This is a genomic window from Citrobacter sp. CK188, assembly GCF_030333525.1.
GTDB classification, from domain to species: domain Bacteria; phylum Pseudomonadota; class Gammaproteobacteria; order Enterobacterales; family Enterobacteriaceae; genus Citrobacter_B; species Citrobacter_B koseri.
Genome location: NZ_JAOWFU010000033.1, coordinates 386,161 through 408,730 on the forward strand (window position 1 = coordinate 386,161; position 22,570 = coordinate 408,730).

At 55.4% G+C, this 22,570-nt stretch carries 21 protein-coding genes; 5 read left to right on the plus strand and 16 right to left on the minus strand.

Going from position 1 to position 22,570, the window contains the following annotated elements; genetic code table 11:
• Nucleotides 1–4: 4 nt before the first annotated feature.
• The 7 genes from rsxD to blr form a co-directional block, all read right to left on the minus strand.
• Nucleotides 5–1,057, minus strand: a complete 1,053-nt coding sequence (gene rsxD, locus OGV67_RS13480; protein ID WP_012132514.1) for an electron transport complex subunit RsxD — start codon at nucleotides 1,055–1,057, stop codon at nucleotides 5–7.
• Complete coding sequence (gene rsxC / locus OGV67_RS13485; RefSeq protein WP_115614821.1) at nucleotides 1,058–3,076, minus strand: electron transport complex subunit RsxC; 2,019 nt, start codon at nucleotides 3,074–3,076, stop codon at nucleotides 1,058–1,060.
• Nucleotides 3,069–3,647 carry an electron transport complex subunit RsxB gene (gene rsxB, locus OGV67_RS13490; RefSeq protein ID WP_012132512.1) on the minus strand — a complete coding sequence of 193 codons (579 nt, stop codon included), beginning with the start codon at nucleotides 3,645–3,647 and terminating at the stop codon, nucleotides 3,069–3,071. The genes rsxC and rsxB overlap by 8 nt, the downstream gene beginning before the upstream one ends.
• Nucleotides 3,647–4,228: an electron transport complex subunit RsxA gene (gene rsxA, locus OGV67_RS13495; protein ID WP_005121199.1), complete on the minus strand. Its 582-nt coding sequence runs from the start codon at nucleotides 4,226–4,228 to the stop codon at nucleotides 3,647–3,649. The genes rsxB and rsxA overlap by 1 nt, the downstream gene beginning before the upstream one ends.
• 76 nt (nucleotides 4,229–4,304) lie before the next feature.
• Nucleotides 4,305–4,745: a DUF2569 domain-containing protein gene (locus OGV67_RS13500; RefSeq protein ID WP_012132511.1), complete on the minus strand. Its 441-nt coding sequence runs from the start codon at nucleotides 4,743–4,745 to the stop codon at nucleotides 4,305–4,307.
• Nucleotides 4,746–4,834: 89 nt separating this feature from the next.
• Complete coding sequence (gene ydgT / locus OGV67_RS13505) at nucleotides 4,835–5,050, minus strand: transcription modulator YdgT (RefSeq protein ID WP_024130361.1); 216 nt, start codon at nucleotides 5,048–5,050, stop codon at nucleotides 4,835–4,837.
• Nucleotides 5,051–5,356: 306 nt separating this feature from the next.
• Nucleotides 5,357–5,482 (minus strand): division septum protein Blr, encoded by a 126-nt coding sequence (gene blr / locus OGV67_RS13510; RefSeq protein WP_048902389.1) that lies wholly within the window; start codon nucleotides 5,480–5,482, stop codon nucleotides 5,357–5,359.
• Between the two features lie 245 nt (nucleotides 5,483–5,727).
• Between blr and OGV67_RS13515 the strand changes: the two genes are divergently transcribed.
• Nucleotides 5,728–6,768, plus strand: coding sequence for an oxidoreductase (locus OGV67_RS13515; protein ID WP_286465629.1), 1,041 nt, complete (start codon nucleotides 5,728–5,730; stop codon nucleotides 6,766–6,768).
• A gap of 116 nt (nucleotides 6,769–6,884) precedes the next feature.
• Here OGV67_RS13515 and add read toward each other — a convergent pair whose 3' ends face one another.
• From add to malX, 3 genes are all read right to left on the minus strand, one after another.
• Nucleotides 6,885–7,886 (minus strand): adenosine deaminase, encoded by a 1,002-nt coding sequence (gene add / locus OGV67_RS13520; protein ID WP_115614819.1) that lies wholly within the window; start codon nucleotides 7,884–7,886, stop codon nucleotides 6,885–6,887.
• Between the two features lie 100 nt (nucleotides 7,887–7,986).
• Nucleotides 7,987–9,159, minus strand: coding sequence for a MalY/PatB family protein (locus OGV67_RS13525; RefSeq protein ID WP_200003686.1), 1,173 nt, complete (start codon nucleotides 9,157–9,159; stop codon nucleotides 7,987–7,989).
• 10 nt (nucleotides 9,160–9,169) lie between these two features.
• Nucleotides 9,170–10,762 (minus strand): maltose/glucose-specific PTS transporter subunit IIBC, encoded by a 1,593-nt coding sequence (gene malX, locus OGV67_RS13530; RefSeq protein ID WP_115614817.1) that lies wholly within the window; start codon nucleotides 10,760–10,762, stop codon nucleotides 9,170–9,172.
• 176 nt (nucleotides 10,763–10,938) lie between these two features.
• On the opposite strand from malX, the gene OGV67_RS13535 reads away from it, so the two are divergent.
• A complete protein-coding gene (locus tag OGV67_RS13535; RefSeq protein ID WP_286465632.1) occupies nucleotides 10,939–11,967 on the plus strand; it encodes a Mal regulon transcriptional regulator MalI in 1,029 nt (342 codons plus the stop codon).
• A 70-nt stretch (nucleotides 11,968–12,037) separates the two neighbouring features.
• Here the strand turns inward: OGV67_RS13535 and OGV67_RS13540 are convergent, their stop codons facing one another.
• Nucleotides 12,038–13,546: a YdgA family protein gene (locus tag OGV67_RS13540; RefSeq protein ID WP_200003687.1), complete on the minus strand. Its 1,509-nt coding sequence runs from the start codon at nucleotides 13,544–13,546 to the stop codon at nucleotides 12,038–12,040.
• A 102-nt stretch (nucleotides 13,547–13,648) separates the two neighbouring features.
• Complete coding sequence (manA, locus tag OGV67_RS13545) at nucleotides 13,649–14,824, minus strand: mannose-6-phosphate isomerase (RefSeq protein WP_115614815.1); 1,176 nt, start codon at nucleotides 14,822–14,824, stop codon at nucleotides 13,649–13,651.
• A gap of 261 nt (nucleotides 14,825–15,085) precedes the next feature.
• Between manA and fumB the strand changes: the two genes are divergently transcribed.
• On the plus strand, nucleotides 15,086–16,732 hold the full coding sequence (gene fumB / locus OGV67_RS13550; protein ID WP_047457220.1) for a class I fumarate hydratase: 1,647 nt from the start codon (nucleotides 15,086–15,088) through the stop codon (nucleotides 16,730–16,732).
• 159 nt (nucleotides 16,733–16,891) lie between these two features.
• Entirely contained in the window at nucleotides 16,892–18,295 is a 1,404-nt protein-coding gene (fumC, locus tag OGV67_RS13555; protein ID WP_047457217.1) for a class II fumarate hydratase, read from the plus strand.
• On the opposite strand, the gene tus is transcribed toward fumC, so the two are convergent.
• The 3 genes from tus to rstA all read right to left on the minus strand — a co-directional run bounded on the left by tus (nucleotide 18,292) and on the right by rstA (nucleotide 21,367).
• On the minus strand, nucleotides 18,292–19,221 hold the full coding sequence (gene tus, locus OGV67_RS13560; RefSeq protein ID WP_115614814.1) for a DNA replication terminus site-binding protein: 930 nt from the start codon (nucleotides 19,219–19,221) through the stop codon (nucleotides 18,292–18,294). The genes fumC and tus overlap by 4 nt on opposite strands.
• Nucleotides 19,222–19,318: 97 nt before the next feature.
• On the minus strand, nucleotides 19,319–20,620 hold the full coding sequence (gene rstB / locus OGV67_RS13565; protein WP_115614813.1) for a two-component system sensor histidine kinase RstB: 1,302 nt from the start codon (nucleotides 20,618–20,620) through the stop codon (nucleotides 19,319–19,321).
• 12 nt (nucleotides 20,621–20,632) lie between these two features.
• Nucleotides 20,633–21,367 carry a two-component system response regulator RstA gene (gene rstA / locus OGV67_RS13570; protein ID WP_047463690.1) on the minus strand — a complete coding sequence of 245 codons (735 nt, stop codon included), beginning with the start codon at nucleotides 21,365–21,367 and terminating at the stop codon, nucleotides 20,633–20,635.
• A gap of 127 nt (nucleotides 21,368–21,494) precedes the next feature.
• Between rstA and OGV67_RS13575 the strand changes: the two genes are divergently transcribed.
• The gene (locus OGV67_RS13575) at nucleotides 21,495–21,830 is read left to right on the plus strand and encodes a GlpM family protein (RefSeq protein ID WP_012132490.1); all 336 of its coding nucleotides are present in this window, start codon (nucleotides 21,495–21,497) and stop codon (nucleotides 21,828–21,830) included.
• Here the strand turns inward: OGV67_RS13575 and folM are convergent.
• Entirely contained in the window at nucleotides 21,827–22,549 is a 723-nt protein-coding gene (folM, locus tag OGV67_RS13580; RefSeq protein ID WP_047457214.1) for a dihydromonapterin reductase, read from the minus strand. The two genes, OGV67_RS13575 and folM, sit on opposite strands and share 4 nt — an antisense overlap.
• Between the last annotated feature and the right edge of the window lie 21 nt (nucleotides 22,550–22,570).

Sequence of the window (22,570 nt, forward strand, 5' to 3'; positions counted from 1 at the left end):
GTCCTTAGCGATGCCCGTAGACGCGAGGTCGGGTGTAGTAATCAATCAAAGGCACCGTGATATTCGCCAGCAGTACGGCGAACGCCACACCGTCCGGGTATCCCCCGAAACTGCGAATCAACCACACTAACAAACCCGCCAGCGCGCCAAAAATCAGACGACCACGATTGGTTGTCGAGGCGGTGACGGGATCGGTCAGAATAAAGAACGCGCCCAGCATTGTCGCGCCAGAAAGCAGATGCAACTGCGGAGACGCCAGTGAATCCCCGGCGAATGCCCATCCCAGAGTGGAGCAGACAGCCAGCGTCACTAAAAAGCTGACCGGAATGTGCCAGCGGATCGCTTTTTGCCAGAGCAGCCACACGCCGCCAATAAGCCAGGCGATGTTTACCCACTGCCAGCCCGCACCGGCCAGCATGCCGCTGTAGATAGGGTACTGCATAATCTGTTCAACGGCGTGCCCGGCATGTAACGAGGTTTTGAACGTATCGAGCGGCGTAGCCTGGCTGATGCCGTCAATGCCCATGCGTAACGTATTCATGTCGCCGCCGCTGGCGGTGTGTCCGGTGAAGATGACCTGCAACGCATCCAGAAGGCCTGGCGCCGTTGCGGCGATGTCATGCGGCGGGAGCCAGCTTGTCATCTGTACCGGGAATGAAATCAACAAAACAACATAACCAATCATCGCTGGGTTGAATGGGTTTTGCCCCAGACCGCCGTAAAGCTGCTTGGCGATAATGACGGCAAATACGGTGCCTAATACCACCATCCACCACGGAGCGAGAGGCGGTATGCTCACAGCGAGCAGTAAACCGGTCAGCAATGCTGAATTGTCTTTTAAGATAGCGGCGATTGGCTGTTTACGCAGTTGAAGCACGGCGGCTTCTGCGGCCAGCGCGCTGACTGCGGCCAGTATAATCTGGAACAATGTGCCCCAACCGAAAAACCATAGCTGGGTGGCAATCCCCGGCAGCGCGGCGATTAACACCAGCATCATGATACGCGATGTCTGGCGCTGGTTATGGGTATAAGGCGAGCTTGCGATTCTGAATACCATTTATTCCTCGTTAACAACCTGCTGCTGTGCTGCTTTTTTTGCCTGAACGCGGGCAATCGCCGCTGCGACGGCGGCTTTACGCGGGTCGACCGGTTCGGCGGGTTCCGCAGCGGCCTGCTGTTCCTGCTTGCGCGCTTTGGCGCGGGCAATTGCTGCTTCGACAGCGGCTTTGCGCGGGTCGACCGGTTCGGCGGGTTCCGCAGCGGCCTGCTGTTCCTGCTTGCGCGCTTTGGCGCGGGCAATTGCCGCTTCGACAGCGGCTTTACGCGGGTCGACCGGTTCGGTAGGTTCCGCAGCGGCCTGCTGTTCCTGCTTGCGTGCTTTGGCGCGGGCAATTGCCGCTTCGACGGCGGCTTTGCGCGGGTCGACCGGCTCGGCGGGTTCCGCAGCGGCGTTCTCCGTCTGTCTGGCGCGCGCCTGCGCTTTACGCGCTTCACGGGCAGCAATAACCGCGCTGTTATCCGGCTTCTCTCCCGCGTTGATGACAACAGGCTGAGTCGCCTGTGCCTGTTTCTCTTTTACGCGCGCCAGCGCTGCGGCGATGGCATCCTGATCTTTTGCCGCAGGTTGTGCGGCCGCATTTTTATGGCGCTCAAGGCGTGCGGCTTTCTCACGCTCCAGTCGCGCCTGTCTGGCCTCGAAACGCGCTTTCGCTTCAGCCGCGCGTTTTTCTTCTTGCGCGATCGCGTAAATCTCCGCTTTTTCCTGACGGAAATACTGCACAAGCGGAATGCTGCTGGGGCATACCCAGGCGCAAGCGCCGCACTCAATGCAGTCGGCAATGTTATGCGCGGTGGCTTTATCGTGCTGTTGGCCTTTGCTGAACCAGTACAACTGTTGGGGCAACAAATCGGCGGGACAGGCATCGGCACAGGCGCTACAGCGGATACAACCTTGCTCTTCCGGCGTTTCGCCCATTTCCGTAGCGGAAGGCGCGAGAAGGCAGTTAGTGATCTTCACGACGGGAACATCAAGCCAGGGCAGGGTAAAGCCCATCAGCGGGCCGCCCATAATCACCATTTGATCGGCTGAAGAACAGAAGCCCGCATCATTAAGCAGGTGGCTGACAGGCGTCCCCAGCCTGGCCCAGACGTTACCGGGACGGCTGACGGACTCTCCGGTCAAGGTCACAACGCGCTCGGTGATCGGTTCCCCGTCAATCACTGCGCGTTTGACGGCATAAGCCGTACCAACGTTTTGCATCAGCACGCCGATATCAGAAGAGCGACCACCGTGCGGAACCTGTTTCCCGGTCAGGATCTGGGTAAGTTGTTTTGCGCCGCCGGAAGGGTATTTCGTTGGGATAACGCGTAACGCGATATCATGCGCATCGGCCAGAACGGCACGCAGCATTGAAATGGCCTGCGGCTTGTTATCTTCGATACCTATCAGGACCTCACGCGGTTGCAGAATATGGGCAAGGATACGGATGCCTTCCACCACCTGCGCGGCGCAATCCTGCATTAAGCGGTCATCAGCGGTGATATAGGGTTCACACTCCGCCGCGTTGATGATCAGCGTTTCAATCTTATCGCCGCCGCCCTGTAATTTGACGCCGGTCGGGAACCCCGCGCCGCCGAGCCCGGCAACGCCGAACTGGTGAATTCGGGTAATTAGCTCTTCGCGGCTGCGGCGCTGATAATCCGCCCAGCCGTCGCGTTCGATCCAGCGATCTTCGCCATCGGCATCAATCATCACGCTAAGCTCAGCCAGGGCCGACGGGTGCGCGGTAGAGTGGGGCTCAATCGCGATAACTTTCCCGGACGTCGGCGCATGGACGGGCAGCATGCGGCCGCGACCACGGGTCAGCGGCTGGCCTCGCAGGACGCGATCGCCCACGTTAACGCACAGCTCGCCCTCAGCGCCAATATGCTGCTTAAGAGGAATGATAAAGCGCGGCGCCAGTGGAACCTGTCGCAGAGGCGTACCGTTTGACTGGGTTTTCATTTCCGGCGGATGAATGCCGCCATCGAAATCCCAGATTTTATCTTTTCTGAATGCAGAGAATAACTTAAGCATGTTGTTCCACGGGAATGATACGAACGGGGATGGTGTTCAAATCCCACTTCCAACTGTCAGGTGTTTCCGCTACCGGGCGTAATTCAATGCATTGCGTCGGGCACGGGTCAACGCACAGGTTACAGCCGGTGCAGAGATCGCTCATGACCGTATGCATCGCGCGCGTGGCGCCCACAATGGCATCCACCGGGCATGCCTGAATACATTTAGTGCAGCCGATGCAATTGTTTTCATCGATGACCGCCAGCATACGCACTGGCGCAACTTCCTGTTCATCACCATCGATAGGTTGCGGATCGACGTTCAGTAACGTTGCGATTTTCAACATCACCGCTTCGCCGCCTGGCGCACAGCGGTTAATTTTTTCACCCTGACTACCGATGGCTTCAGCATAAGGGCGGCAGCCAGGATAGCCGCACTGCCCACACTGGCTCTGCGGTAAAATTTCGTCGATTTTTTCGACTACGGGATCGTCTTCCACGGCAAACCGGCGGGAGGCGTACCCCAGGATGGCGCCGAATGCCAGGCCCAGCAGGCTCACGGCGACTACGGCAATCCAGATAGCATTCATTACAACTTCACCAAACCACTAAAGCCCATAAAGGCCAGAGACATTAAACCTGCGGTAATCAGTGCAATCGCGTTACCGCGAAAAGGGGCAGGGACGTCTGCCACGGCGAGGCGCTCGCGAATCGCCGCGAACAGCACCATCACCAGAGAGAAGCCGACGGCGGCGGAGAAACCGTACAACGCCGACTGCAAAAAATTATGACCGAGGTTAATGTTCAACAGCGCCACGCCGAGCACCGCGCAGTTGGTGGTGATGAGCGGCAGGAAGATCCCCAGCAGGCGGTACAATGCCGGACTGGTTTTACGCACCACCATCTCAGTAAATTGCACTACCACCGCGATGACCAGAATAAACGCCAGCGTTCGCAGGTAGATGAGATCGAGCGGAATCAAAATCCAGGTGTCAATCAGCCAGGCGCAGATAGACGCCAGCGTCATCACAAACGTGGTGGCGAGCCCCATACCCATTGCGGTTTCCAGCTTTTTGGAAACCCCCATAAACGGGCAAAGACCCAGAAACTTGACCAGTACAAAGTTATTGACCAGCACAGTTCCGACAAAGAGCAGCAGGTAATCAGTCATTTTTCGGCCTGAAATAAAAAAGCCGCCTATTATCTGTCAATCTACAGCAGGCGACAACAGGTTAACTGTAAGGGTATTACGGGTTCACAAACGTTGCTTTAACGCGCGCCGAGCGTTTGAAATAGGGTACGATCAGCGCGGCCGCCAGTAACGGGAACAACAGCTGGCGAACCGCAAACGCGTCTGAGACTGGCGAAAAGGCAAAGGCTTTAATTGCCAGCAAGACCGACACCAGCAGCCAGATAATATAATGTTTAGGCACGCAGTGGCGGCGCTTGAAGAAGGCGATGGTCAACCATAAGGTGTAATACCACATTGCGATGGCGGTAATAAACGAAACGCCCCACAACAACAGGTTGCCGGTACTTTGCTCACTGAGCATATGGAATGTCTGCGGCGTAGCCAGCGCAGTAGCATAGAGCAATAACGCGAGCGAGGCGCTCAGTAACGCGACTAACAGCCAGGCCAGTGGGCCAAGCAACCAGCCCCCGATGCGTTGTGCCGGTGTTGTGGTCATATCTTCTCCAGATTTGCCAGCGCGAACAGGCAGACTATTTCATTTTGGGGCCAGTATTATAAAGCTTTTAACGCCGATCGCTACTTTCTTTATTGTACGTAATGCCAGACTGATTTTGGCACCTGACCGACATCATACAGACGACCGCCCGAGACCAGCTCCGCGCGACGATGATCTGCGGCGCGATACATATTGATGATCTCCCGATCGTCAGAGAGGGTGTAGTTAAGGTGATCAAACAGTTTTTCCAGGCTCTCAAGCGAACTGATTTTGCGGAATTTTAATAAATAATCCTGAACTGTCATAAATAGCGATCCATATTAAACAAATAACACCAACGGAGTAGTGAATATAAAAATAAACAAAACGACACCGAAAAGAATAATCGGCGCGCAAGGGTAAATAAGCGTATTCTTACGTGTCATGAATCAGGTGAGCAGAGCACCTGCCGGAAGGGTAACGCGCTTCATGACAACTGGCAATAAGCGTGCGGCCAGCAGACGGCATATTTCGCTTTTTTTGCCGCTTTTCATCTTTTCCTGATTTTTCTGGCTGTAAACCGAAACCATTTCTGACGATATGCCGCTATGCCGCAACTGGCCAGGACACGCTTATTTTTTCTGAACGGAGGCCGTCGGTTCAGGGGGCTGGTAATTATCGATATGGCTGGCGACGCCTAAGAGGATCACTGAGACAACGAGAACAATCCAACCGGTTAATTCAATAAGGCGATTCATTACTGACGACATTTTTTTGCTTTGATTTATCCATAAACACAGGATGCAAATGTTACTCATCAATAAATAAGACGGCAAGGGTGTCGGGAACGATTTCAGCGACTTTTTCGCCGCAGGAGAGCCCGAAGTCACTGATGTTTGACTTAAGTTAAGCAACAACCTTTATAACCTGGCGGTTATTAAACTATTGTGAGTGGTTAAGGGATAGTGTGAAATGACCCCGTTCTGACATGAGAGGCAAAGACATGAGTGACAACATCCGGGTAGGGCTAATTGGTTATGGTTATGCCAGCAAGACTTTCCATGCGCCCTTAATCGTAGGGACGCCGGGTCTGGAACTGGCGGTGGTTTCCAGTAGTGATGAAACAAAAGTGAAGGCGGACTGGCCTTCTGTGGCGGTTGTCTCAGAGCCTAAGCATCTTTTTAACGATCCGAATATCGACCTTATCGTCATTCCTACGCCCAACGACACCCATTTTCCGTTGGCGAAAGCCGCGCTTGAAGCGGGAAAACATGTGGTTGTGGATAAACCCTTTACCGTGACACTGTCACAAGCCCGTGAACTCGACGCCCTGGCGCGCAGCCTGGGACGCGTGCTTTCTGTGTTCCATAACCGCCGTTGGGACAGTGATTTCCTGACGTTGAAAGGATTGCTGGCCGATGGCGTTCTGGGGGAAGTGGCTTACTTTGAATCCCATTTCGACCGTTTCCGCCCGCAGGTACGCGATCGCTGGCGCGAACAGGGCGGCCCTGGCAGCGGTATCTGGTACGATCTGGCGCCGCATCTGCTGGATCAGGCGATCAATCTGTTCGGTTTGCCGGTCAGCATGACGGTGGATCTGGCGCAGCTTCGTCCTGGCGCGCAGTCGACGGATTATTTCCACGCGATATTATCCTACCCGCAGCGTCGGGTGATTCTGCACGGTACGATGCTGGCAGCGGCAGAATCAGCACGTTATATCGTGCATGGCTCGCGCGGCAGTTACGTGAAATATGGCCTCGATCCACAAGAGGAGCGGCTGAAAAACGGTGAGCGACTGCCGCAGGAAGACTGGGGTTACGACATGCGTGACGGCGTGTTGACGCGCGTGGAAGGCGAAGACCGTGTGGAAGAGACCTGGCTGACGGTGCCGGGTAATTATCCGGCTTATTATGCGGGCATCCGTGACGCGCTGAATGGCAACGGTGAAAACCCGGTTCCGGCGAGCCAGGCGATCCAGATTATGGAGTTGATTGAGCTGGGGATTGAATCAGCGAAGCATCGCTCTACGCTGTGCCTCGCGTGATGACGGTGTACTCTTCTGGCGCCGGGTGTTGCCGGATGGCGGCGTAAACGCCTTATCCGGCCTACGGTTGTGTCGTTACAGGACTGATAAGCGCAGCGCCATCAGGCGTTGCGTGCTTAAACCGCAGCGACTTTCTCACGCAATGTGCGTTTTTCCGCTTCGCTTAAAAACGCCATTTCCAGACCATTGATCTGCGCCTGACGAATCTGCTCGCGGGTTAATCCTGCCGCCGGCGCCGCTACCGTGTATTCGTGAATAATATCCACACCCTGTACCGCGGGATCATCCGTATTCAAACTTGCCTGCACGCCATGCTCAAGGAACGTTTTCAGCGGATGTGCAGCCAGCGAGGCAACGGTGCTGGTCTGGATATTAGACGTCAGACAGGATTCGATACCGATTCGCTGCTCGACCAGAAAATCCATCAGCGCGCGATCTTCCACGGCCTTCACGCCATGACCGATACGCTCGGCGCCCAGTTCGCGAATGGCCTGCCAGATGCTCTCCGGTCCCGCCGCTTCGCCAGCATGTACGGTAATATGCCAGCCCGCATCACGCGCGCGGTTAAAGTGAGAGAGGAACAGACTGCCCGGAAAGCCAAGTTCATCGCCCGCTAAGTCAAGCGCAGTAATGTGATCGCGGTGCGCCAGCAGCGCTTCCAGTTCCTGCTGACAGGCCGCCTCGCCGAAAGTACGGCTCATGATGCCGATCAGACGAGCTTCAACGCCAAAAGTCTGGCACCCTTCACGTACGCCAGCGATGACCGCTTCGACCACGCCTGCAACAGGCAACTGGTGCGTCATCGCCATATAACCCGGAGAAAAACGCAGTTCGACATAATGCAGGCCGTTGCGGGCGGCATCTTCAATATTTTCAAAGGCCACGCGACGACAGGCATCCAGCGACGCCAGAACTTTAACGCCCCAGTCGAGCTTTGCCAGAAAACTGACCAGGTCAGGCTCCGTTGAAGTGATCTGCACATGCGGAATGAGCGCGTCAAGCGTTTGTGCCGGAAGGGCTAAATTGAACTGGCGGCCAAGATCAAGAATAGTTTGGGCACGAATGTTGCCATCAAGGTGGCGATGAACGTCAGTTAACGGAAGGGAAGTATCAATCATGGTCGCACTCTTTTTTAATATAAAAGTGCTCGCCATTATAAAAATAAAACGGGCGTAAAATCTATGTTGCGCAATAAATAATTTTATTGCGCAATCATTGTCAGCGTATAGCGCGGATCGCGTTGATCAGGCCGTTAACGCCTTTTTCGAGTTTCGAACGTGGACAACCGGCATTTAGACGAACAAACCCGCGACCTTCTTCGCCATAAGTATACCCGGGCATGATGGCCACTTTCTGCTGATGAATCAGCGCATCCTGTAAGGCGTGGTCGTCAATATTCAGCGCTCGCAGATCAATCCAGGCCAGATAGGTCGATTGCGGAACCTGCCAGTTTAGCGTCGGGAACGCGGTGTTTAACGCATGCGCGATATAATTCAGGTTATCAGCAAGATACTCGCGCAGGGCATCCAGCCACGGCGCGCCCTGTTGATAAGCGGCAATGTGCGCGCTAAGCGCCAGAACGGCGGGTGACGACAGCCCGTCACGCCCCTTCAATACGCTGAGGTAACGATTGCGGCTTTCCTCATCGCCGATGAACCCGTAGGCGCCGGTCAGCGCCGGAATGTTGAAGCTTTTTGACCCGGAGGTCAGCAGCGCCCAACGACCACGCGCTACATTGCTCCAGGGGATATGCGGCTGCGCGCCCCATACCATATCCATGTGGATTTCATCGGAGATGACCCGCACGCCGTGACGATGGCATAGCTCAGCCATCGTCTCCAGTTCATCGCGCGTCCATACCTTTCCGGTAGGGTTCTGCGGGCTGCACAGCAGGAGAATTTTACTCTCTGGCCGGGCGAGCACCGCTTCCAGCGCGGCCATATCGCAGTGCCAGCCGTCCGCGTTTTTCTGTAGCGTAACCGGCATAACGGTACGCTGGTTGCCTTCGATGGCGTTATAGAACGCATCGTAAGCGGGGGTGTGAATCACCACCCCTTCACCGACGGATGACCACTGGCGGATCAGCTCCGACACCATGTAGATCACGGAGGGGCCGTACACGATCGACTGCGGGTCGACCGTGGTGTGGTGACGGGTTGCGAACCAGTGGGCGATCGCCCCTAAAAACTCATCGTTTTTCCAGCGGCTGTAACCCAGCACGCCGTGCGCCAGACGTTGGTTGATGGCCTCCAGGATGCACGGCGCGGTAGCGAAATCCATATCCGAGATCGTAAACGGAAGCAGGTCAGGGGCGCCAAAGCGATCGGCGACATAATCCCACTGCGTGCACCACGTACCGTGACGATCCACCACCTTTGAAAAATCGAACATATCGTTGTCCTTATGCCTCAACCGTGTTCATCAGACCCGCCATTTCATCCTTAACGGACTGTACCTGAGGGCCAATAACCACTTGTAAGTTATGTTGATTCAGCTGTACTACGCCGATAGCGCGATTGTCCTTCAGCGCCTGTACATTCACAAGCGACATATCCTTCACCGACAGGCGTAGACGGGTAATGCAGTTATCCAGGCTGACGATATTTTCACTGCCGCCAAGCGCGGCCAGAATCGCCGGGACGTTATAGCCTGATTTCCCTGGCGTGCCCGCCATGACTTTTTCAATATTGCTGGCGATTTCGGTATCGCGGCCCGGCGTTTTCAGATTAAAGCGCGTAATGGCGAAACGGAAGATGACGTAGTACACCGCGAACCAGACGGCGGCGACCACCGGAACCAGATACCACTGGGTTGACAGACCGTGCAGGACCCCGAATACCACAAAGTCGATGATGTTGCCGTCGGTGTTGCCGATGGTGACGCCGAGGATCGCCATGATGGTGAATCCCAGACCTGTCAGCAGGGCGTGAATCACATACAGCACAGGCGCGACGAACAGGAACAGGAATTCCAGCGGCTCTGTGGTACCGCCAACGACACAGGCGATAAGACCAGAAATCAGCAGCCCCTTAATTTTGTGACGGTTTTCAGGACGCGCACAGTGGTACATCGCCAACGCGGCGCCCGGCAAGCCGCCGAGGAAGGCAGGCATTTTACCCTGAGACAGGAAGCGGGTCGCACTTTCAGAGAAGCCGTGCGTTGTCGGGCAGCTCAGTTGCGCCTGGAAAATGGTCAACGCGCCGCTCACGCTATGGCCGCAGACTTCCTGCGTACCGCCCGCTTCGGTAAAGCGAATTAACGCGACCAGAATGTGGTGCAGGCCGAACGGCAGCAGCAGGCGCTCACCCGTACCAAAGATCATCGGACCGAAATCACCCGCGCTATTGATAATGTGGCCCAGACCGCTGATGCCCATTGCAAAAACAGGCCATACCAGCGGAATGACCAGCCCGACCAGTCCCATCACCACGGAAGAGACGATCGGCACGAAACGCGTACCGCCAAAGAAAGCCAGCGCATCGGGCAGACGAATATTGTGGAAACGTTCATGCAGCATCCAGACAACGATACCGGCGATCACCGCCCCCAGAATCCCCGTGTCGATAGACTGAATCCCGAGAATATTCTGTACGTTATTGGCTTTCAGAATGGCGGCGTCAGTCGTCGGCAGAATGCCTTTCGCCGTTAACCAGAAGTTCACGGCAAGGTTCATTACGGCGTAACCGACGAAACCGGCAAACGCGGCGACGCCTTTGTTTTCACGCGCCAGACCGAGCGGAATCGCGATACAAAACATCACCGGGAGGAAGCTAAAAGCGAACGAGCCGACTTTACTCATCCAGGTAAAGATGGCCTGTAGCACCGGGTTGCCCAGCGCCGGGAGCAGGGTGACGACATCGTGGCTGCTTAACGAGCTGCCGATCCCCAGCATGATCCCGCAGAAAGAGAGCAGCGCCACGGGCAGCATAAACGTTTTACCCAACTGCTGGAAAAATTCCCATAATGTTATTTTTGGTGTTGTCTTCGTCGTCATCTAACGACTCCTCGTGAAAAAGAAGGCTGTGGTCAATTATTTGAGCGAGAAGATAAAACGTTTTACCTAATTTTAGTGCGGCGCAAATCACATTATCGAACGATAATAAAGCGTATAAATATAAGTGATTGATAAAACGTTTTATCTGTCACGTTATCAGGGAGCTTTCTTTTTTCATGGCTATAGCCAAAAAAACCACCATCCATGATGTCGCGTTGGCGGCTGGCGTCTCCGTCAGTACCGTCTCATTAGTGCTCAGTGGCAAAGGGCGGATTTCGTCAGCCACCGGCGAGCGGGTTAACGCGGCGATTGAACAGCTGGGCTTTGTGCGTAACCGCCAGGCATCGGCGCTTCGCGGTGGGCAGAGCGGCGTCATCGGGCTGATTGTGCGCGATCTGTCTGCGCCTTTTTATGCGGAACTCACGGCCGGGTTGACAGAGGCGCTGGAAGCGCAGGGGCGCATGGTCTTTTTGTTGCACGGCGGTCAGGATGGCGAACAGCTGAGTCAGCGTTTCGCTATGCTCCTTAATCAGGGTGTGGATGGCGTGGTGATCGCCGGAGCGGCGGGTAACAGCGATGCGCTCTGGGAACGGGCAGAAGAAAAAGGGATTCCGGTGGTGTTTGCCTCGCGCGCCAGTTATCTGGAAGAGGTGGATACTGTCCGGCCGGATAACATGCAGGCGGCGCAGCTACTGACGGAACATCTGATTCGCCTTGGGCATCAGCGGATCGCGTGGCTGGGAGGGCAAAGCTCCTCATTAACGCGCGCGGAGCGCGTCGGCGGCTATTGCGCGACGCTGCTGAAGTTTGGGTTGCCTTTTCACAGCGACTGGGTGCTGGAGTGCGCATCCAGCCAGAAGCAGGCCGCCGAAGCCATTACCGCATTACTGCGGCATAACCCGACCATCAGCGCAGTGGTGTGCTACAACGAAACCATTGCGATGGGAGCATGGTTTGGCCTGATGAAAGCGGGGCGGCAGAGTGGTGAAATTGGCGTTGATCGCTATTTTGAACAACAGATCTCGCTGGCGGCGTTTGCTGATGTGGCGGAAAACGCGCTGGACGATCTGCCGATTATCTGGGCCAGCACGCCAGCCCGCGAAATTGGCTATACCCTTGCGGAGCGCATCCTGCAACGGATTGGTCATGAAGAGAGCCACTCGCGCAGCCAGACCATTTCCGCTCGTCTGGTGACGCAAAAATAGCGTGGCGGGGCAGGTGTTTGAATAGCGGCCCGACGGGAAAGTCCCGCCGGGCGCGGGACGTACAGAAAACTTACTGCTGAGGAATAGCCGGAGCGTCCGGCACGGAGAGCGCAGGCATACCAAACATGCCGACAAACTCTTCCAGCGTCATTTTTTGCCCGTTGAGCGTTACCTGACCATTGGCATACTGTAGGTTGGTGGCGATGGTATTATCCTGCAACGTGGTGATGCGGAACATTTGCCCCATCGCGGCTAACCCTTTGACTTGTTGATTCGCCAGCTTATCGGCATCTTCCTGCTGATAACCTTCCAGTCTGGCGACCTGGGTCATAAACTCAACGGCCATATCCATCGGGATCGTCAGCTTCGCATCGAGAGATTTAACGGAACGATCCACTTCCTGAGTCAGCGTTTGCGATTCTTCAGTGGTTGCGGCCGGATCTTTCAGGAACAAGGAGAGGTTCAGCGCGGTCTCGCCTTTAGCATTCTTCCAGCTTAACGGCGCGATGGTAATCACCGGTTCGCCCTTCATCAGCAGCGGCAGGGCGCCAAAGAACGCTTCGGTTACTTTCTCCTGATAAAGCTCAGGATTTTGCACCACCTCGGGTTGCGTCATCAGCGCCTGAGTCTGAGCGTTATACTGGCGGCTAAACTGGTGCCAGGCTTCGCCATCGATCTGTCCCACTTTCAGCGTCAGCTTGCCGCTACCCAGATCCTGATTCTGCACTTTAAGGCTGTTCAGCGAGTAATCCAGCTGGCTATTGATGGTTTTGCCGTCGTTGACGAGATCGGACTTACCGTCGATCACCATGCCTTCCAGCACGGCCATCTCTTTACCTTCTACCGATACCGTCATTTTTTCCAGCGACAGCGTCTGGTTGCCAATACGCTCGCCGAAGCTGGCCAGGGTGCTGGAACCGTCGGTTTTCAGGTTATTAAAAGTAATCTGGACTTTCTGGTTATATTCGTTGACGGCATCCACCAGGCCGCTTTGCGCTTCGCCTGACAGTGAAACAACATTGCCGTCTTTATCGGCATTCAGCTGAAATTCCCCGCCGCTAAAGGCGACTTTTTCACCGTTATTTTCATAATTCAACGGCTTGAGGGAGATATCTGAGCGGGTATCGCCGCCATAACCAATCCGGGAATTAATCTCGACCGGCGTCTCGCCCTTTGCGATATCAAACAACGGTCTGGTGACGTCGTTGTTGACCAGGGTCGTCTTCACCGAGGCCATCGCAGGGATAAGGTTAAACGATTTCAACTGTGCGAACGGGAAAGGGCCATGATCCACCGCTTCGTTCAGTACGACGCTTTGTCCTGGCTTCAGCCAGGGGTTTTCCTTGCCTTCGACAGGCTTCGCCACCAGCTGTAACTGGCTGCTGAAAATGCCGCGCTGGTAGTTTTGATAGCTCAGCTCAATGGCGGCTTCAGGCGCCGTGCGTTTAAGCTGCTCATTTGCCTGATTCACCATCTGTGCGAGATGCGTTTCCAGTTTTTTCCCGGTGTACCAGGCCCCGCCTGTCCAGACCACGCCCAGGGCGACGATCACACCTGTAGCTACCAGCGATTTTTTCATATCGATTATCCATAAAAATGAAACCAGGCGGATTAAACCGCCTGGAGAAGTTGTGAGCCTTTAACTAGCTTAGCAAGAGTTGTTAAAAAATTCAGTATGTTGCTACAGCTTGTTGTAAACCCTGGCCAAACGGCCCACGCCGCTGGCGTTGACCGGAGACTCATCAGCGCCGATAAACGCGGATTCGCCGGGTTTCAGCACCAGATGCTGCTCGCCCTTGCTCAGCACCGCTTCGCCTTCCACGCAGAACAGAATGGCGGCGCTCTGCTGGCTGATGGCCGTTTCCTGAGCGGAGAGGTCATGCAGCGAAAACGCAAAATCTTCCACCGGAATCGGGAAGTCCAGTTCCGTACCGTGTTTTACCGGCGTTGTCAGCAGCTGATCGGCAGGTTTGGCAACGAATTTGACGTTCGCGACCAGCTCAGGAATGTCGATATATTTCGGCGTCAGCCCGGCGCGCAGGACGTTATCGGAGTTCGCCATCACTTCCAGCGCCACGCCCTGCAAATAGGCATGAGGCGTTTCGGCAAACAGGAACATGGCTTCGCCAGGGTTCAGCTTGACCACGTTCAGCAGCAGTGGAGAGAAGAGGCCGCTGTCATCCGGGTAAAATTCGGATATGACGCGGATCGTCTGCCACGGTTCACCCTGTTGGCTGTTCAGCGCCGCTTTCAGTACCGCCAGCGCGCGGGATTTTTCATCGCCCTGCATATTGAGCAGGCTGGCGAACAGCTGGCTCAGGCGTTCGGCATTCGGCTCTTGCAGGAAGTGGGCAATGGCGGTATGCGCGCCGGAAACAGGTTGCAGCAGGGAGACAATCTCAGAGAACTCGCGGAATGCGTTCATCGCCAGGAAAGGCGTCAGGGCAAAGACCAGTTCAGGCTTGTGGTTCGGATCTTTATAGTTACGCTCGGCGGCATCCATCGGAATACCGGCCGCATTCTCTTTCGCGAAACCCATTTCTGAGTTGTGTTTATTCGGATGAACCTGGATGGAAAGCGGCTGCGCGGCACACAGCACTTTAAACAGGAAGGGCAGTTCGCCAAAACGTTTTGCGACAGACTCGCCCAGCAGTGTGGCTTTATCGTGCTCAATCACGTCGCGTAACGAGACGGTTTGCCCGTCAGCGCCTTCAATTCGGGAGCTGCTCTTGGGATGGGCGCCCATCCAGAGCTCTGCCATTGGCTGCTGAGACGGATTCGCAATGCCGTAGAGTTCCGTTAACGCAGTTTTACTACCCCATGCATAGTTTTGCACTGAGTTGATGAGTTTTTGCATTATCAAGCCCTGTTTCAATATGGAAATTAATTCGCGTATTAAACCAAGAAACCCGCGGGAAGTAACCTCTGCGCGCAAAAAGTCGTACTTGTCTCAGTTTTTGTTAAAAAATTGTGTAGGATAGTGTAACTCGCTTTTTACACCCTGACGCATTCGGGTTGCAGGACAATAACATGTCTGCCGCTGGAGGCGTGACGGGTAAGCAGGGCAATGGAACATCTGCCCAGAGAATAACCAGACCGAGCAGTAAGTGAGAGAACAATGTCGAACAAACCCTTCCATTATCAGGCTCTTTTTCCCCTCAAAAAGGACGATACCGAATATTACCTGCTGACCAGTGAACACGTTTCCATTGCCGAATTTGAAGGGCAGGAAGTGCTTAAGGTCGCTCCTGAAGCGCTGACGCTGATGGCGCGTCAGGCATTCCACGATGCTTCGTTTATGCTGCGCCCTGCGCATCAACAGCAGGTCGCTGATATCCTGCGCGACCCGGACGCCAGCGAAAACGATAAATATGTCGCGCTGCAATTCCTGCGCAACTCGGACATTGCCGCAAAAGGGATTTTACCAACCTGCCAGGACACCGGTACGGCCATTATCGTTGGCAAAAAAGGCCAGCGCGTCTGGACCGGCGGCGGTGATGAGGCTGCGCTGGCGCGCGGCGTTTATAACACTTACATCGAAGATAACCTGCGCTATTCGCAAAATGCCCCGCTGGATATGTATAAAGAGGTCAATACCGGCACCAACCTGCCCGCGCAGATTGATCTCTACAGCGTTGATGGCGATGAATACAAATTCCTGTGTATCGCCAAAGGCGGCGGTTCCGCCAACAAAACCTATCTGTATCAGGAAACCAAAGCGCTGCTGACGCCGGGCAAACTGAAAAATTACCTGGTCGATAAAATGCGCACTCTGGGGACGGCGGCCTGTCCTCCGTATCACATCGCCTTCGTGATCGGCGGGACGTCGGCGGAAGCAACGCTGAAAACGGTTAAGCTGGCCTCCGCAAAATACTATGACGAACTGCCGACGGAAGGGAACGAACACGGTCAGGCATTCCGCGACGTGGAGCTGGAAAAAGAGTTGCTGACGGAAGCGCAGAATCTCGGGTTAGGCGCCCAGTTCGGCGGTAAATATTTTGCCCATGATATCCGCGTCATTCGTTTACCGCGTCACGGCGCGTCCTGTCCGGTCGGGATGGGCGTCTCCTGCTCTGCGGATCGCAATATTAAAGCGAAGATCAACCGCAAAGGTATCTGGATCGAGAAACTGGAACATAATCCGGGTAAATATATTCCTGAAGAATTGCGCCAGGCAGGCGAAGGCGAGGCGGTTCGCGTTGACCTCAATCAGCCAATGAAAGCGATCCTGCAACAGTTGTCGCAGTATCCGGTTTCAACTCGTCTGTCGCTGAACGGGACGATTATTGTGGGGCGTGATATCGCGCACGCCAAACTGAAAGAACGGATGGACCGTGGCGAAGGGTTGCCGCAGTATGTTAAAGATCATCCGATCTACTACGCGGGGCCGGCAAAAACGCCTGAAGGATACGCGTCCGGTTCGCTGGGGCCAACGACCGCAGGACGTATGGACTCTTACGTCGATCAGCTTCAGTCGCAGGGCGGCAGTATGATTATGCTGGCCAAAGGCAACCGTAGCCAACAGGTGACCGATGCCTGCCATAAACACGGCGGCTTCTATCTGGGCAGCATTGGCGGGCCTGCCGCCGTGCTGGCGCAGGGCAGCATCAGGAGTCTGGAATGCGTGGAATACCCTGAACTGGGGATGGAAGCGATCTGGAAAATTGAAGTGGAAGATTTTCCGGCCTTTATCCTGGTGGATGACAAAGGCAATGATTTCTTCCAGCAAATTCAGACTTCGCAGTGCACGCGCTGCGTGAAGTAAGACAATAAGAAGGTACATTTGCAGGCCGGGTAAGGCGCTGTGCCGCCCGGCATTTCAGAAGCGCACAAAGCGCCATGCAGTATTTATGAAGCAATCAATACTTAATCCTGACAGGTGTGTGAGCATGTCCTCAACTTCATTGTTAACAAGGAGAAAGTAATGACGACGGTACGCTGCGAGAAAGATTCGATGGGCGGGATTGATGTTCCGGCAGACAAACTTTGGGGAGCGCAAACCCAACGATCGCTGGAGCATTTTCGTATCTCCACGGAGAAAATGCCCGTCTCGCTGATCCATGCGCTGGCGCTGACCAAGCGTGCGGCAGCCAAAGTTAACGAGGACTTAGGGCTGCTGTCGGCGGAAAAAGCCTCCGCCATTATGCAGGCGGCTGATGAAGTGCTGGCCGATAAACATCCCGACGAATTTCCGCTGGCGATCTGGCAAACCGGGTCGGGCACGCAAAGCAACATGAACATGAACGAAGTGCTGGCGAACCGCGCGAGCGAACTGCTGGGCGGTGTTCGCGGCATGGAGCGCAAAGTTCACCCGAACGATGACGTCAATAAAAGCCAAAGTTCGAACGACGTTTTCCCGACCGCGATGCACGTTGCGGCGCTGCTGGCGCTACGCAAGCATCTCATCCCGCAGCTTAATGTCCTGACCGATACGCTGCGCAAAAAGTCCCATGCGTTTGCCGACATTGTGAAAATTGGCCGCACGCACCTGCAGGATGCGACGCCGCTGACGCTCGGTCAGGAAATTTCCGGCTGGGTGGCGATGCTGGAGCACAATCTCAAACATATTGAAAATAGCCTGCCGCATGTGGCGGAGCTGGCGCTGGGCGGTACGGCGGTGGGCACAGGGTTGAACACCCATCCTGAATATGCCCGCCGCGTGGCGGATGAGCTGGCGGTGATCACCTGCGCGCCATTTGTGACGGCGCCGAACAAGTTTGAAGCGCTGGCGACCTGTGATGCGCTGGTTCATGCGCACGGCGCGCTAAAAGGGCTGGCGGCGTCGCTGATGAAAATCGCCAATGACGTTCGCTGGCTGGCCTCTGGCCCTCGATGCGGCATTGGTGAAATTGCCATTCCTGAGAACGAGCCGGGCAGTTCGATTATGCCAGGCAAAGTGAACCCGACCCAGTGCGAGGCGCTGACCATGCTCTGTTGTCAGGTGATGGGCAACGATGTGGCTATCAATATGGGCGGGGCGTCGGGAAACTTCGAGCTTAACGTCTATCGCCCGATGGTTATCCATAATTTCCTGCAATCGGTACGCCTGTTGGCGGATGGGATGGAAAGCTTTAATGCGCACTGTGCGGTCGGTATTGAGCCAAACCGTGAGCGTATTAATCAACTGCTCAATGAATCGCTGATGCTGGTCACCGCGCTCAACACGCACATCGGCTATGACAAAGCGGCGGAGATCGCCAAAAAAGCGCACAAGGAAGGGCTGACCTTAAAAGCCTCCGCCCTGGCGCTGGGGTATCTCACTGAAGCCGAGTTTGATAGCTGGGTACGCCCGGAACTGATGGTGGGCAGCATGAAGCCAGGCCGTTAATCCGCCACATACAGGTGCAACCGGGGGATGATAAGTCGCAACGGTTGCGCCTGGGGCTTAAAGCGGTGCTGAACATTGTCCGCATCGTAATTCAGTAGCTCGCCGATATCCGGTACGGTCATGCCTTTATCGGTATTGATCAGCGCGATAAGCGGCGTCGGGCAGGCGTGCTGAACCTGTTTCTGCTGCCCTTTGTACCAGACGCGGGCAATCGGCTGTACCTTCACCGGTCTTTTAATCTTCAGCCGCGCCTGTTGCGGTAGGGCAGCGATATCCTGATATTCGCGCTCCAGCCTGGCCTGCCACTCTTCGCGCGTCCAGGGATGCACGCTGCGCGGCGTGTTCAGGCTTTTCTCCAGTTGCGCCAGCACCTCATCCCGGCGCAGATTCTTAATAATGTGCTTGTTGGCCCAGCCAAAACGGAGGGTAGCGGGATTCTTGATCACCGTTAACGCGCGGTAGGCATTCAACGTGATAAGACCGGGCAGATGGCGATGCACCCACTCAAAACGCGCCGCTGACGGCAATCCTGATTCCACCGTCACAATACGCTCAAATGTCGTTTTTAACTGATTGATGTGCTGGATCTGGTTTTCCAGCGCGGCCTGCGTGGCATCATCAACCTGATAGCATAATACGCCGGGCAGGCGAACCGCCGCTTTGCTGCTGCGATTTTCAGACTGTTGCTGAATAAACAGGTGGCGATAGTGGCGCAGCGCCAGCGATTCGGCCTCTTTTCCCAGATGCTGCTCCACCGCAATGGTCGCCAGAGGGTTGTGCTCCGCCTCTTTGGTCACTTCGGGGAGGGAGAAGACGCGGGCAATCAGCAGCGGTTGCCGTTCGAGATTTTCTGTCAGGGTTGCCAGCGCGTGTTCTGTCTGGCGAAAAGTACCATTCAGGCGTTCGACAAGATCGTAACGGGCCATATCACCACCATTTCAGTGTCGCAGAAAGAAGGATATTAGTTACAACATACTTATTGTATATCACATCATACCTGGCCTGACCATCGTGCGCTATGCGTCAGGCAGGGGGAAATTCGGGGATGTTGTGCCAGACGGGCCAGTTGAAGGTGAATCTGGCGCCGCCCAGTTCACTTTCGCGACAGCTTACCGTTCCACCCATAGCCAGGGCGATGGAGCGCACGATGGCTAATCCCAGCCCGCAGCCTCCGGTAGCGCGGTCGCGGCTGGGATCGAGACGCACAAAGGGTTCGAACACATGTTCGCGCGCATCTGGCGCGATGCCGGGGCCGTCGTCTTCAACAATCAGGGTCGCCTGATTGCCGCTTAACAACAGGCTGGCCTGAACGGTGGAATGGGAATAACGCAGCGCGTTATTGAGCAGATTATCCAGCACACGCTCCATTAGCCGCATATCCAGCGCGCCGTACTCGCCAGGCGTAAGCTGGCTGAGCCGCACCGTGCGCCCGGGGGTGACGCTCTGTACGTCTTCCAGGTGGCTCGCCAGCCACACGGGGAGGTCGGGAACGGTGAGCGTTAACGCAGTCTGCGGCCTGTCCAGCCGCGCATAGGTCAGTAACTCTTCGATTAACGCTTCCAGTTGGCCGATATCGCGATTCAGCGCCTGCGACTCCTGTGCGCTGAGATTTTCACTCATCTCCAGCCGGTAACGCAGACGCACCAGCGGTGTACGCAGTTCGTGGGCGATGCCGTCAATAAGCTGTTTTTTACTGGCGATCAGCGCGTTGATGTTATCTGCCATCTGGTTAAAGGCAATGCCGAGACGTTCAAAACTGGAACCGTTGTCAAAGTGAAGGCGCTCTGCGAGGTGCCCTTCGCCAAAACGCTGAGCGGCGGCCTCCAGGCGCAGCATCTCCTGCCAGTGCGGGCGCATCCAGATAAACACCGGAAAGGCGAGGGAGATGGCGATAAAGGCCATCAGCGCGATATCCAGTAGCCGCATCTGGTGAAGAAAATAGAGATAAGGAACCGGCCCGACGGCCAGCACGTAATGGCTGCGGGGGATGCGCTGGATAAACGTATACTGATCGTCCAGCGCGACGATGTCGCCTTCGCGCAGACGCTGTGTGGTAAGCGCGTCGAGTTTGTATTTATTGAGCGGCTCTACGCGCAAATCGAAAGAGAGATTAAGATCCATCTCTTTGAGGGTTTTCCCCCAGTCGCGCGGAGGGATCTCCCGCAATTCGCTGCGCATTAAATACAGCGAGCTTTTCATCAAATCATCCAGCGACTGTCTGCCTGCGCGTTCTGCGGTGAACTTATACACCAGCCCGACCAACAGGGTCATGACCAGAAAGCAGACAAACAGCAGCAGATAAAACTGAACGAACAGTTTTTTCATTGATGCACCCGGTTAATCACGCTGACTCTCTTCCCACGCATGGGGGGCAAACAGATACCCTTTGTTGCGAACCGTTTTGATTCGATAGGGCTCGGTGGCGTTATCCTGCAATTTCTTACGCAGCCTTGAGATAGCGACATCCACGCTGCGGTCCATGCCGTCGTAGCTGACGCCGCGCAAGTTTTTCAGCAGCGCGTCGCGATCCATAATCTGCCCGGCATGGGTTGCCAGTTCCCAGAGTAATTCGAAATCGGCGGTGGAAAGCGAAACCGGTTCGCCGGAGAGCGCGACTGAACGATTGACCGGGTCAATAATCAACGCGCCAAAACGCAGCGTTTTATGCGGGGTCATCGCCGTATCCTGAATGCCTTTTGCCTGCGCGCTGAGTTCATTCTGCCGTAAATGCAGGCGCAGACGGGCGAGGAGCACGGCAGGGGGCGTGGTTTTCAGGATGTAGTCACAGGCGCCCATTTCCAGCGCCAGGATGTGGTTCATGTCGCTGTCCAGTGAGGTCAGCAGGACAATCGGCCCTTGCCAGCGGCCTCGCAAATCGCGGCAAATGGTCATACCGTCTTTGCCCGGCAGCATGATATCCAGTAACACCAGCTCGGGTTGCGTGCGAAGGATCGTCTCTTCAGCCAGATCGCCGCGAGGTTCAATCAGCACCTCAATATCGTGTTTCGCCAGATAAGCGGCAATCAGCGAGCCAACTTCAGGGTCATCCTCAACAAATACGATGGTGTTCATAACGTTCATTACGCGGAGAAAACGCCAACATACACCGCCTCCGTTTTCCCTTCCATTAATCTTTTCTAAACGAGAGCGCTTCCGTTATGCTACAGCCTCAATGTTATTGATGTGTTAAGGCATCGAAATGGGACTCGTGATAAAAGCCGCGCTGGGTGCGCTGGTGGTGGTATTGATTGGCTTGCTGGCAAAAACAAAAAATTACTATATCGCCGGATTAATTCCGCTTTTTCCGACATTTGCACTGATTGCCCACTATATTGTCGCCAGCGAGCGCGGAATTGACGCGTTACGCACGACCATTGTATTCAGTATGTGGTCGATCATCCCTTATTTTGTCTACCTCGCCACACTTTGGTATTTCACCGGTTTTCTGCGTTTGCCCGTTGCGCTCGGCGGGGCAGTGGTGTGCTGGGGCCTGAGCGCATGGCTGCTGATATTTTGCTGGATCAAACTGCATTAACGCAGGTGCCGGCCGCCATCCACGGCGAAACTGCGGCCGGTAACGAAGCAGCTGGTGAGAAGGTAATCCACCAGGTCGATTACCTCTTTCTCGCCGGGCGCTGTCTTCATCAGGGATTTATTGAGCGCCTGCTGACGGTACTCGGCGTCGTCGTTTTCGTTAAACAGGATCAGCGACGGGGCGATGGCGTTGACTTTCACTTCCGGGGCCAGTTTGCGGGCAAAAGAGCGGGTCATATTATCCAGCGCTGCTTTACTGGCGGCGTAGGCGATGTGTTTGTCGCTGCCGCGTTCCACAACATAGTCCGTAAAATGGATGATATCGGTGGCCGCATGTCCGTGGCCGCGCAACAGTCTTTCCAGCGCATGGTTTAACAGATAGGGCGTATTGACGTGAATCTGCATCATGCATGCCAGCACGTCAGAGAGCGGGGTGCCAGGCGCCTCGGCCATCCAGGCGCTGGCGTTATGCAAAATAGCCCGCAGGCCTGGCGTATGGGTTTTTATCTTCTCAGCAAATGCCAGGACGCCGTCATCGGTGGAAAAATCGGCCTGAATGCACAGCGCGCCCGCTTGCGTCAGGCCGTCGATGGCCGGATAGTGCGTCCGGTAGCTGACAATCACCGGCTGTTTTTGATTGAGAAAGTGCCACGCGAGCGCGAGACCGATGCGGCGGCCTCCTCCCGTGATAAGGATGGGCAAGGGCTGGTTTTTACCCATTGTAGTCTCCTTTGGCATCAA